This window comes from Aequoribacter fuscus, from assembly GCF_009910365.1.
Classification (GTDB): Bacteria; Pseudomonadota; Gammaproteobacteria; order Pseudomonadales; family Halieaceae; genus Aequoribacter; species Aequoribacter fuscus.
The window spans coordinates 2,775,075-2,787,171 of sequence record NZ_CP036423.1; the positions used below are offsets into that span (position 1 = coordinate 2,775,075).

The window sequence follows — 12,097 nt, forward strand, 5'->3', positions numbered from 1 at the left end:
GTGGCACGTATTTTGCTGATACTAGCTTTGAAAATAGACTATTTCATTGGCCTCGCAAAAGAAAGATAGAAGAGACCATAACTAACTGAATTTTGGAGAGTTATTTTGATAGGAATACTGTCAGAATTTCGACAGTCAATCTCGTCAGCGCAAGTGAGTAGTATCGCGATGCCACTCGTGGTTCTATTAATCATTGCATTGTTGATATTGCCGCTACCCACTCTCCTTTTAGATGTCCTTTTTACTGTCAACATCATTGTGGGGTTAATGCTGTTGATGATTGCAATGAATACTAAGCATCCGCTTGAATTCTCTGCGTTTCCCTCAGTCTTGTTAATAGCCACCCTGCTTCGGCTTGGTGTCAATGTCGCATCGACCCGGATCGTTCTCGTCAACGGACACAACGGCACCGATGCCGCCGGATTAGTCATCGAGTCTTTTGGGGAATTTGTTATTGCGGGAAATTATGTGGTCGGTTTCATCATCTTTATGATTTTGATGATCATCAATTTTATCGTGGTCACGAAAGGAGCGGGAAGAGTTTCAGAGGTAACAGCGAGGTTCACTCTGGACGCAATGCCCGGAAAGCAGATGGCTATTGATGCTGACCTCAATGCGGGCATGATTAATCAGGAAGAAGCCAAGAAGCGGCGAGAAGATCTCAGCCAGGAAGCTGATTTTTTTGGTTCAATGGATGGCGCATCGAAGTTTGTTCGCGGAGATGCGGTTGCCGGACTGTTAATACTCGCGATTAATATCATCGGTGGCCTCTTGGTTGGGACAACCCAGCACGATCTGAGCTTGTCAGACGCTGGGCGTATTTATGTGTTACTGACCATCGGAGACGGTCTGGTTGCTCAGATACCCACGCTTCTGTTGTCTTTCGCGACAGCAATATTGGTGACGCGAGTAACGACCGAACAGTCGACCGCAGAGCAAGCCGGCAGCCAAATGGCCAATGAAAATGCTCTTTTCCTTGCTGCAGCCATCATTCTTATTCTTGGGCTGATTCCCGGGATGCCACATGGTATTTTCTTACCATTAGCGGCAATTACTGCTGGTATTGGTTACTACGTTCGTCTGCAGACCCAGCAACAAGATCAAAACAAAAAAGATGTGCAGGCGCAGGTAACCGATGACCTAGAAGCAAAATCGTCTGAACTTTCTTGGGATGATCTGGATCAAGTAGATGTCGTTGGCATCGATATCGGGTACGGCTTAGTTCCGCTTGCGAATACCCAATCGGGGGGGCAATTACTCACTCGGATTAAAGGGGTTCGGAAAAAGTTGTCCGCTGAATTGGGATTCTTAGTTCAACCCATTAGGATCCGAGATAACTTGGATCTCAGACCGGACTCCTATCAGATCATTTTAAATGGGGTTGCTCGAGGAATAGGCGACTTGCGAGTAGGGCGTCTTTTGGCCATTAACTCCGACGGTAATGTGAACACCCTGAAGGGTGAGAACACAGTGGAACCCGCTTTTGGTCTGCCCGCGGTCTGGATAGAAGCCTCTCAAGGCGACCTTGCCCGGGGAATGGGCTTCACTGTCGTAGATGGACCCACGACTATCGCAACACATCTCAGCGTGATACTGAAGGAAAACGCCCACGAGCTTCTTGGGCAAGATGAGACCCAACAACTTCTCGATAAAGTAGCGATCAATTACCCGAAACTCGTGTCTAATTTAATCCCTCACACGGTGCCGCTGTCTACGGTCACCCAAATTCTTCAAAACTTGCTCGCAGAGGGAATACCGGTAAAAGATATGCGATCCATTATCGAGGCACTAACCGTCTCGAAATCGGGAGCCACTGACGCCGATACCCTTACCAGTGAGGTGAGGCCAAAGCTAGGTAGAATGATCGTTCAGCCACTCCTCGATTCAACGGGCACGCTGACAGTAGTGACATTCGCCGGTGACTTAGAGAACATACTCGAAAACAGTTTCCGCCAAAGTAATGGCAACCAGGTGGTTTTGGAGCCTAGTCTAGCCAACTCAGTATTAGACGCGCTGGCAGAGAACGCCACGCAAATACAAGAAAAAGGAGCCACACCCGTTCTGGTGGTTTCACCGCAACTGCGCCAATGGTTAGCGCGCTTTGTTCGGACTCGAGTACGTGACCTACACGTGATATCCTACACAGAAATTCCTGAAGATCAGAAAATTAAAGTGTTTGGTAGTATTGGTGGACTGAATGCTATCGAGGGCAAAAGGGAATAATCCATGGAAATAAAGATTATCGAGTGTGCGATGAGCAACGCTGCCCTGGAAGAGGTGAAGCGACAGTATGGTGCCGACGGTCTTATCGTGAGTAGCATCGCAACAGCGACCAAAAATCTCATTATTTTGGCTGTCGAGAACGTCTCGATGCGCGAACCCCAAAAAACTCAGGAAACTCAGGAAACTCAGGAAACTCAGGAAACTCAGGAAACTCAGGAAACTCAGGAAACTGTGACCACTAAAGTGGATGGCGAACACATCACTACGAATTCAACTCTCACAGACGCCGCGGACGTGCTGCGAGCAGATCACATCGCAGTCAAGCCCGATTTTGAAAGCACAGCAAAGGACAGCTTCAGACAGATATTAGATGAGCTTTCCAGCATTAAATTTGCAGAATCAGAAGTAAGCAATACCGAATCAGAGGGTCTTAAAGAAACAGGCGAGGCTCAAAATGGCCTGCAACCGGCCGAGGAAAACAAGGTAACCGGTGTTAAGTCAGAGAGATCAGATGGCCATTCTCGCGACAATTATAGCGTTGATGAAACGATTTATGCCGCCGCGCTGAATCATACTGAGGTCGAGGTAAAGACGATTATTGATACCAGCGGTGCAGAAAAAGATCGCGATGAACAGTTTGCCCTGTTTAAGGCTTCTATGAGCGTAACCGCACTAGAGTTAACCGCCTTACTGCAGAGTACTGCCGACGAGATACTCAAAGAAACGCAGCCCAAGAGGGATAAAAATGTCCTCGAGTTTAAAGCAAATGTCTGAACACATTGGGTCTAATATTAAGTATATTATGAGAGCTCCCGTTTAAAATGGGCGAGGATTTTTTATGAAAGTGATAGGGGTATCAAGCGGCAAAGGCGGCGTTGGTAAAACTACTGTAGCAGTCAATCTAGCTACCGAACTCGCCAACAGGGGTCTAGGTGTCATGTTGCTTGATGGCGATTTGGGGCTGAGTAACGCCCAAATCCTGCTAGGTACCAGAGTAACGCATACTTACGCGCATGTCTTGGCAGGCGAAAAAAGCATAGAGGAAATCATTGTGTCAACCGCAAGTGGCGTAAAGCTTGTGCCCGGCTCCAGCGGTTCCAAGACACTCTCGAGTTTGTCTAGGTTACAATTGCTGGGGTTAATACATGGCATCTCTAACATTCCTGACTGCGATGTCCTGATCGTTGATACTGCGGCAGGTATTACAGATAACGTCACGGTTCTTTTTTCGGCGTGCGATATCCGCTTAGTCGTTGTGCAAAACGAACCCTCATCAATCGCCGATGCCTACGCCATGATTAAAGTCTTAAAACATGAGTACGATATCACGCAACTCCATCTCCTTCCCTGCCAAATCAGGTCTAAAGAAGAAGCCAAAACAATATACGAGCGTGTCAACAAGGTCACCATGCAATATCTTGATCTCCATCTCCAATATGCTGGTTCATTGCGAAAACAGAATGAGCTGATTTTGGAATCTGCACGCAAAGGGATCCCATTCGTGAACTTGGAACCGAAATCACCCATTGCGACTGATATCAGTGCTATAGCAGATAACTTGATGTCCGATGACAATGGTCATGACTCGGGCTCGATAAAGTTCTTTGTTGAACGACTATCAAAGACCATTTGAGATGGTAAAAGAGTATAAAAACTACTCAGGCGACCCACCATCCCCAGGAGGATCGACCGATCTGGTCCTAGAGCACATAGGCCTTGTCCAGAGGATTGCGATGCATCTGAAGGCACGGCTTCCAGACTATGTCGAATTAGAAGAGCTCGTGCAAATTGGTATGATCGGTCTGTTAGAGGCTTTTAAAAGCTTTGACGAATCCCAAGGAGATGATCTTGCATCCTTCGCAACAAAGAGAATTCGCGGCGCGATTCTAGATGAAGTAAGAAGGCGATCACCTCTGTCACGGCAAGACAACATCCATGCAAAAACCAGAGAAGCGATTATAGATGACCACCTGGCTAGAACGGGTAGACGTCCGTCCGCGGTCGAGATCTCGAGTGAAATGGGTGTAACTTTAGAAGACTACCACCGCTCTGAGATGAAAACACATACCTATCAGTTATCGTCATACGAGGTACTGACGGAAAACGGTTTCGAACAAGCCCATGATGCTGATTCACCAGACGAAGAGATAGAACATTCTCAGACCTTAGGTATTTTAGAGACAAGAATTGGGCAGCTTGAGCAGCGAGATCAGTTAATTCTCTCCCTATATTACGAAAAAGAGCTTAACCTAAAAGAAATCGGTTCGATATTGAACATCAGTGAATCGCGTGTAAGTCAGCTTCTGAGTAAAATCGTGACGCAACTACGTGCGGAAGTTAGACTTTAAGTCAGTGGAGACAGTAAATGGCTTTCTTCAAAAAGTTCAGTAAACCCTCCGCGAAGGAAGTAGCCCTTGCGGATTACGAACGATGCGGCACCCTTGACGATAGCCACACAAGTCACGTATTCCGGACCAGGACTGCACTCAGAGTGCGGGCTAACCTAAACAAAACTTTTATCCAAGGTGCCAAGCGTGAACTGAAGTATCAGGCCGACTTGGTCGCCGCCATAAAGGCAGGCAAGGCAACGCCTGAGCGACCAAAAGTTGAGAGCGGCTATCAGGTAATCAGCTCCTCGGTTGGGAAACTGATAACCTATGTTCCGATTCATCACGCACAAAAAATGTATGATCTCGGTGGCAAGTATCAAACCACAGAGCTAAGTATAGGGCAGGTTTTTGAGGAAGCTGCATCAATAGCGAACGAAGTCACTAATGACTTAAAATTTACGTCAAAAATAGAGCTTCTGGAGTTTCTAAGACAGGAAAGTGACAACGAGGCAGAACCCACATTAAGCTAAGATACTCTATTCGCCACTGAGTGAATCCGAGCCACCGAGGAATCATAATGCAAAATTTTGGAATCGTATTAATCATCTTGCTCGCTCTTTCCGCAGTCATTCTGCTGGTTTATGTTTTAAGCAAACTTTCCGAACTGGAAGCAATCGCAGGGAACATTATCTCATCAAGAAATCAAACCGAGGGTCAATCAGCGACAGCAAGCGAGCAGTCAATCTTCTCTGGATTGCAAGGCCAAGCACTTTGGCAGGCCATCACAGGCGACTCCAGAGATACTGTTCTCAGCAACGCTGATGAAATACTGACTTATCAAATCATCTTGGAAAAACACCTCCGAAAAGTGGCTCTGATGGGCTTTCAAGATGGTCTCAATGGCAGCAGCGCTCGGCCACCACAGAGCGAAATGATGATCTCAATGTTACGCGGCGATGTGCTTTCATGGCTGCCCGCTAGCGCCCTTGCGCAACTTTACACGTCCTCTTACGACGCTGCTAACGTAATGCCTAATGAAGTAAAGCTATTAGCCGAGCAAGTGAGTTACACGATAACATCCGTGTATAACTCAGTTACATTGGACGCAGACGACTTCGTCGATGAAATCTTAGTCCTGCTACGTCTGTTTACTGCACCCGAGTAGTAGACTCTTGTTCAGGCGTAAAAACGATAATTTCTGGCGAATAGCTTGGGCCTGTCGGCTCACTTGCTTCCTCTTCCGCCAACTTGGCCGTTTCGAGCTCAATTTGACGAGCCAGTAATTGCCGTAGGTTGCTCTTTTCAATATCGACCAATGCGGCAACATCTGACCTAAGCGCATTCAAGCTGTTAATTGTGGGCTTAAACTGGTCAATATCTCGCTGAGTGCTGGCAACTTGCTCTTTAAGCTCACTCACCTGATTCAGTAATGCGTCCAACTCAGTAGTATCTTGCGTTTGATTGGCCAGGCTCGTCGTCGCCGTTAACAGCTGTCCACTGAAATCTTCCTGCGACAATCGCAAATTCTCGGCAGTCGCATCTAGCTGACGAAGAATAGACGCTTGCCCCTCATCCAGCATCCCAAGACCTTGCTCAAAACGCGCAAAGCTCTCCAACGCCGAGTTCATATTCACAATCCGCTTCGAAATCGCTAAGGTAGCAGATTCAAGGTTGCCAACTTCACCAGCCAGTCTGCCAGCTGCAACAAAGAGCAAAATCCCTGTTAGGATAATGACCATAATCGCGCCGTATCCGACTCGCTGAGCGATCATCTGCTGACGCATTGTCTGATTCTCTATGTGCTTGATGACCGGCGCTAACCTATCCAGGATCAATGATTCAAAATGCACCCTATCAAACTCTGGAAACTCAGAATTCCGTACACGAGCGCCAGGTGCCGTATCCTTTTCGGATCTGAGGAAGCTAGTGTCTGTATCGCCCCCCGTACGCAAACCACCGCGTTCGGATGAACCTGACTCTTCCCGCACAACGCGCGCTGCCACACCGTCACTTGTGCCTGCTGGCTCATCGACGTCTTGATTCTTTTCGTCACTCATAATTGGTCCTATGCATATCAACAATTAAAGGTAGTATCGGACGACCTCAAAAAATCTGAAAGTCCGAAAGCGTCAACCAGTCCCATATCAAAATAATTTGACGTCTAATAAACAGTACGAAACCTATTACATAATCTAGAAAACGCTTGTCAAACCAGACTATCGAACTGACTGCCAAGATCGCCATTAACACAAGCAGTAGGCTCCATACTCGGCCACTCCTCTTTACTGCAATATCAGCCAATTCGATGCCTTTTTCCACGTCCGTTACGGCCCCTAAAAAATCTTTAGAGAGCTTGCTAAAAAGCACCTGAGCTTTTTCTTGCAAATGAGGCTCGTTAATCTCCTTGATGCTCTCTAGATCGGTTGCGGTCAAGACCGGCAGATAAAGCAGCTGAACTCCTAGATCCGCGACAAAGTCTGAAATTGCGGCCTCAGAAACACTCCGAGTACTCGAAAAAATTAAAACACTGACATTTGCGCCAACGAATGTTTTCAACAGCTTGGTCAGGATGGTCCAGTCTGAGGCAGAGAAACCACGAACCTCTGGAATAATCAGAATATCTCGACTCGTGACTGAGCTGGAGCGAATCGCCTCATCAATAGTCAAAGAGTCCACTGCTTTGTTAAAAGTCTTTAGGAGCTCCTCGGTAACTGCAGGATATAAACGCCGCGGCGTTAAGCCGTCTGTGGCTCTGATTATCTTGTATGAAGCATAACAAATTGCGTCCAGGTAGGTATCCGAGTCGCTGCAAACAATGATATGTCGCCCTTCTCTACAAGCAGAAATTATCTGATCTAGCAGCTCAGGGTCTCCAGAGTGGGGCATTAACACATTCTGAATTTCGATTGACATATCGCTTTCTCTCGTAGAATCGTCAGCTCAGGGAATCAGCTCTTTTCTGGCTCGCCATTTTTATCAAATCTCATACCTAGAGGAACTCTCGGAACCGGTATCTCAGAGTTTACTCCACCTCGATTAAAACTATTGATGTTAAAAATAAAGGCGATGACCTGAGCAACGGCTTCGTATAAAGGCTCTGGAATGTAACCGTTGAGATCTGTCGTGAAAAATAAAGAACGCGCCAATATGGGTGAGGTAAACAGAGGGACTCCTTCCTCTTTGGCTCGCTCTCTAATCTTTTCAGCAATGAAGTCAGACCCCTTGGCAACTAATTTAGGTGGTAGGTCACCGGTTGGATCGTATGCCAGTGCAACTGCAAAGTGCTCTGGGTTAGTGATAACGACATCTGCGTCCGCTATTGCTTCAAGCATTCGCATCGATGCTAATTCTCTCTGCTTCTGTCTGATACGTTGCTTCACTTCCGGGCGGCCATCGGTGTCTTTGGCTTCTTCTTTGACCTCCTGCTTTGTCATTTTCAGCTTCTTATTATACTCTTGCAGCTGATAAGGCGCGTCAATCATTGCAATAATAATTAGGGCGAGAGTCGCCACCAAAAAAGAAAAGACAATAATTGATCCACCGAGTGCTAAGCCCCCCTCAAAGTTCATCAGCGAGGTAAACATTAGCTGTCCTACATAGTTGTCAACCAGCAGATAGGTGAGGCCACCCACTAAGAGGAATTTCCCAATCGTCTTGAAAAAATCGAAGACGACCTTCATGCCAAACATGCGCTTAAGACCGGATAGGGGGTTTAGCTTCGAAGCCTTGGGCGCGATCGCTTTCCAAGAAAAGTTATAGCCCCCCAGCACACCTGACACTAGGAATGAAACCACGAATGCTGCCGCACCCAAAGGGGCTACGACTAAGAGCGCGTCCATGAGACCCTTGCCCACTCTAGACGTCAGACCACTTACATCAAAGACATGTTTTGGATCAAACACGAACGCAGCCGCAAACTGCTCCGATATTTTGATGATCATCGCGCCACCGAAAAGATACATAAAACCCGCGACTGTGATCACCGTTGCTGCGATCGATAGTTCTTGTGATCGAGCTACCTGTCCATCATCTCGAGATTTTTGTATCCGTTTATTGGTTGGCTCCTCCGTCTTCTCCTGGGTACTGTCATTTTCCGCCATTTAAACACCTACCCATATATCTCTTGCAGTTGTGAAGGCCTCAACCCATAACCATTCTATTCTGTGCGCTATATTGGTTAGATTAATAATTAGTAGGGCGAGTCCCGCGAGTATCATCGCGGGAAAGCCCACAGCAAAAATATTCAGGGCCGGAGCCGACCGAGTTACAATCCCAAGGCAAAGGTTGACAAGCAACATGGTCAGCATTATCGGCATCGCTATTAATATCCCACCTAGGAAGACCATTGAAGTCCAAGCCATTACCTTAAGGATAACCGCATCGAGATCAAAGGCCGCTCCAATAGGAACGAACTCAAAGCTCTGAAGTATTAAGAAAAAGAGTAAACTATGCCCCCCAAAACTCATAAAAATCAGGGTCGAAAAGATTATTAAGAAAGAGGAGAGAACAGGGACAGTTCCTGCTGATGGATCCATTATTTGCGCCATACCTAAGCCCATACTCATAGACAAAGCTTGCCCTGCTAGGATAAGTGCTCCGTTCACCACCTGCAATGTAACGGCAATTGCTATTCCCACAAACATTTCCCGCACCAGAATCACCATCCCCTCAGGAGACAATGGATTCAGATTTGGCACCTCGATAAGAGGGTATATCACCCAAGTCAAGACAATTGCTAACACGATGCGGATAGGCAATGACACGACATCAAGCGAGATCAGTGGCGCTGCTATTATCATAGCGGAGATCCGCAACATGGGAATTAAGCCTGTCGCAAGCAAGTTAACAATATCGTCAAAGACAATGTCCATTAGCTCAGAAACATGTACTGCACTCGCTCAAATATGCTCTCATAAAATTCCACCATTGTGGCAAGCTGCCACTCCCCAAATATGGCAAGCGCCAAAGCTATTGCAATTAATTTAGGGATAAAACTGAGCGTCATCTCTTGTATCGAGGTTGCCGCCTGGAGGATACCTATGATCAAACCTACAGCGAGCGCTGTCAAAAGAATAGGAGATGCCACAAGAGCAGCTGTCCAAATGGCACTCCCCCCCAGATTAATGACATCTCCTGCTTCCATATCTACACCCTCATATCTGGGCAAAACTTCCGGCTAGAGACCCAATAAGTAGATTCCACCCATCGACCATCACGAACAGTAATAGCTTGAAAGGGAGAGAAATCATCATTGGCGAGAGCATCATCATACCCATAGACATTAGAATACTGGCAACAACCAAATCGATGACGACAAAGGGAATGTAGAGCATAAACCCAATTGTGAAGGCGCTCTTCAACTCTGACGCGATGAACGCGGGTACTAGGATATTCAGTGGTAAATCATTCGGGGTGTTGTACTGGACGTCATCATTCAGAAGGCTAATAAAGGTTTGAATATCTGACTCTCTTGTTTGCTGCAGCAAAAAGGTCTTGATTGGCACTTGCGCTCTCAGTAATGCGTCTTCAAGCCCGATCTCGCTGTTTACATAGGGTTGAATCGCCTCCTCGTTCACGACAGTAGCTACGGGAGTCATTATGAAAATCGTTAAAAATAAAGCCAGGCCCAGAAGGACTTGATTGGGGGGTGTTTGAGCCGTACCCATGGCTTGTCGCAAAAGCGATAAGACGATGATAATTCTCGTGAAACTGGTCATCATGAGCAGTAATGATGGCAGCAAAGTCAAAATGGTCATCAAGCCCAACAATTGCAGGGTTATTGAGTACTCGGTTTGACCATTTTGCAAGGCGTTAGACGTGACAATCGGTATCGTGCCTTGTGAAAAACTGACATCCGCAAACAAAACAAGCAGCAAGCTTAGACCGGGCTTTATTAAATTTTTCATTTACTCATGTCCTGAAGCGCTTCATCTAAAGTCGAAACGGGTTCTAAGCAAGTCAAAATCGTCATGTTCTCTTTCGTAACACCGATCAACAATCTCTGGTTCTCGATCTCTATCACATAAAGTGAGGCATTGTTTTTTAACATGGTATGTGAGCGCACTTTAACACCCACGTTATCGCGGCGAAAATTTAAGTGAGTTTTGCTGAAGTAGAGTATGACGAGAAGCAGACCGAAAGTAACGAGAATCGCCGTCACCCACCGTGGAATATCCAATTCATACATTGTCGACGAATTACACGTTCTTTATTCTGTCTTCAGAGGGGATTACATTAGTCAATCGGACACCATAGCGCTCGTTTACTAAGACAACCTCTCCTTGAGCCACAACGGTATTATTGACTAGCAAATCTAGAGGCTCTCCAGCGATCCTCTCTAACTCGAGGACACTACCCTGTTTTAACTTGAGTAGGTCCTTAATACGTATTTTAGTTCGACCCACCTCAACGGAAATATTGACCGGAATATTCTGTAATACCTCTGTATTGAACGATGATTCCCGATCAACGGGCTCGTCCTTTAGAACCTCGCTCTCATCAGCCATGTTTATTCATCTCCTATTGGGTTGCGCTCTTCTCGGGCCAAAAATGAGTTAGAGTTCACTATTTTGATTGCAACTTGACCTTTCACGGTACCAACGTCAGCAGCGAAAACAGGGACTCCCTCTATAATCATCTGTGCATCTTCATACTTTTTAAACCACAGCACATCACCGGACCTTAGCGATTGAAATTGATGCAGAGGTATTTCTGTCTCACCGAGAGTTACGACGGCTTCCAGCTCCGCATAGCTAGCGGAGGTCTCTAAGTCATCATGCCAGAGACCGGCATCCCTCGGGGTATCAGTGTCACTCTGAACGCGAGCTCTGAGCTCGTCACGGATCGGTTTTAATGACGCAAAAGGATAAACAATATCGATTCTACCCACTTCCGCTTCGCTTATCTCCACCGACAAATGACAGACAACCACGAGATCTTTTTCATCTGCTATTTGAACAAACTGGGGATTTATCTCTGCACTGACATTCTCACATTCAATCGGCATAATTGGGGCCCATGCTTCTTTCAAAGATGCAAAGATCAGCTCCATCATGATGTTGATGATTCTTGTTTCAGTGGGGGTAAACATTCTTCCTGGCGGCAACCCCGCGATACCGCGTCCGAAACCTCCAAAAAAATTATCAAGCGCCGCGAATACTACATTGGGATCTAAAACAACGAGCGAACTTCCGCGCAAAGGATTAATCCGAATGGTATTTACAGAAAGGGGCGGGGCCAGATCAGACAAATATTTTTCAAAGACTACGGTTTTGACTGCATCAACATGTATCTTTGGACTCGACCTGAGAACTTCTAACAAGCCCAACCGGAAATGACGCGTAAACCGCTCGGTGATCATATCAATGGCACCGAGATTGATACCTATTGTGCGATCCTCGTTAGCGAGATTGTGCGGCGCTAGATATCCTAGCTCTGAAGAAATGTCGTGCGAAACCCCAGAATCCTCAGACTCTAAATCAGATAGCGCCGCCACCTCTTCCTCTGTTAACTGTCTGCTGTCGTCCGCCACAATTCCACCTTAT

Annotated in this window: 15 protein-coding genes; 6 read left to right on the plus strand and 9 right to left on the minus strand. The window is 46.6% G+C overall.

The features are described 5' to 3' along the window. The first annotated feature begins 105 nt into the window (after positions 1-105). From flhA to EYZ66_RS12690, 6 genes are all read left to right on the plus strand, one after another. The gene (gene flhA / locus EYZ66_RS12665; RefSeq protein ID WP_235714731.1) at positions 106-2,223 is read left to right on the plus strand and encodes a flagellar biosynthesis protein FlhA; all 2,118 of its coding nucleotides are present in this window, start codon (positions 106-108) and stop codon (positions 2,221-2,223) included. 3 nt (positions 2,224-2,226) lie between these two features. Next, positions 2,227-2,997, plus strand: a complete 771-nt coding sequence (locus tag EYZ66_RS12670) for a hypothetical protein (protein ID WP_160195698.1) — start codon at positions 2,227-2,229, stop codon at positions 2,995-2,997. 64 nt (positions 2,998-3,061) lie between these two features. Next, positions 3,062-3,856: a MinD/ParA family ATP-binding protein gene (locus EYZ66_RS12675; protein ID WP_009577009.1), complete on the plus strand. Its 795-nt coding sequence runs from the start codon at positions 3,062-3,064 to the stop codon at positions 3,854-3,856. Continuing rightward, positions 3,831-4,571 carry a sigma-70 family RNA polymerase sigma factor gene (locus EYZ66_RS12680; protein ID WP_139042633.1) on the plus strand — a complete coding sequence of 247 codons (741 nt, stop codon included), beginning with the start codon at positions 3,831-3,833 and terminating at the stop codon, positions 4,569-4,571. Before EYZ66_RS12675 ends, EYZ66_RS12680 begins: the two co-directional genes overlap by 26 nt. A gap of 17 nt (positions 4,572-4,588) precedes the next feature. Further along, positions 4,589-5,083 carry a hypothetical protein gene (locus tag EYZ66_RS12685; protein ID WP_040817609.1) on the plus strand — a complete coding sequence of 165 codons (495 nt, stop codon included), beginning with the start codon at positions 4,589-4,591 and terminating at the stop codon, positions 5,081-5,083. Positions 5,084-5,130: 47 nt separating this feature from the next. Further along, on the plus strand, positions 5,131-5,718 hold the full coding sequence (locus EYZ66_RS12690) for a hypothetical protein (protein ID WP_009577012.1): 588 nt from the start codon (positions 5,131-5,133) through the stop codon (positions 5,716-5,718). On the opposite strand, the gene EYZ66_RS12695 is transcribed toward EYZ66_RS12690, so the two are convergent. From EYZ66_RS12695 to fliM, 9 genes are read right to left on the minus strand one after another with little or no spacing between them, the layout of a single operon-like run. Next, a complete protein-coding gene (locus EYZ66_RS12695) occupies positions 5,702-6,610 on the minus strand; it encodes a BAR domain-containing protein (protein WP_009577013.1) in 909 nt (302 codons plus the stop codon). The two genes, EYZ66_RS12690 and EYZ66_RS12695, sit on opposite strands and share 17 nt — an antisense overlap. Before the next feature lie 46 nt (positions 6,611-6,656). Continuing rightward, a complete protein-coding gene (locus tag EYZ66_RS12700) occupies positions 6,657-7,466 on the minus strand; it encodes a hypothetical protein (RefSeq protein ID WP_009577014.1) in 810 nt (269 codons plus the stop codon). A 35-nt stretch (positions 7,467-7,501) separates the two neighbouring features. Next, entirely contained in the window at positions 7,502-8,653 is a 1,152-nt protein-coding gene (flhB, locus tag EYZ66_RS12705) for a flagellar biosynthesis protein FlhB (RefSeq protein ID WP_009577015.1), read from the minus strand. Continuing rightward, positions 8,654-9,424 (minus strand): flagellar biosynthetic protein FliR, encoded by a 771-nt coding sequence (gene fliR / locus EYZ66_RS12710; protein ID WP_040817612.1) that lies wholly within the window; start codon positions 9,422-9,424, stop codon positions 8,654-8,656. Further along, the gene (gene fliQ / locus EYZ66_RS12715) at positions 9,424-9,696 is read right to left on the minus strand and encodes a flagellar biosynthesis protein FliQ (RefSeq protein WP_040817615.1); all 273 of its coding nucleotides are present in this window, start codon (positions 9,694-9,696) and stop codon (positions 9,424-9,426) included. Before fliQ ends, fliR begins: the two co-directional genes overlap by 1 nt. Positions 9,697-9,706: 10 nt before the next feature. Then, a complete protein-coding gene (fliP, locus tag EYZ66_RS12720; protein ID WP_009577018.1) occupies positions 9,707-10,459 on the minus strand; it encodes a flagellar type III secretion system pore protein FliP in 753 nt (250 codons plus the stop codon). Beyond that, the gene (locus tag EYZ66_RS14415) at positions 10,456-10,740 is read right to left on the minus strand and encodes a flagellar biosynthetic protein FliO (protein WP_040817618.1); all 285 of its coding nucleotides are present in this window, start codon (positions 10,738-10,740) and stop codon (positions 10,456-10,458) included. The genes fliP and EYZ66_RS14415 overlap by 4 nt, the downstream gene beginning before the upstream one ends. Positions 10,741-10,750: 10 nt before the next feature. After that, positions 10,751-11,059, minus strand: coding sequence for a flagellar motor switch protein FliN (gene fliN, locus EYZ66_RS12730; protein ID WP_009577020.1), 309 nt, complete (start codon positions 11,057-11,059; stop codon positions 10,751-10,753). 2 nt (positions 11,060-11,061) lie between these two features. After that, a complete protein-coding gene (gene fliM, locus EYZ66_RS12735) occupies positions 11,062-12,084 on the minus strand; it encodes a flagellar motor switch protein FliM (RefSeq protein ID WP_009577021.1) in 1,023 nt (340 codons plus the stop codon). Between the last annotated feature and the right edge of the window lie 13 nt (positions 12,085-12,097).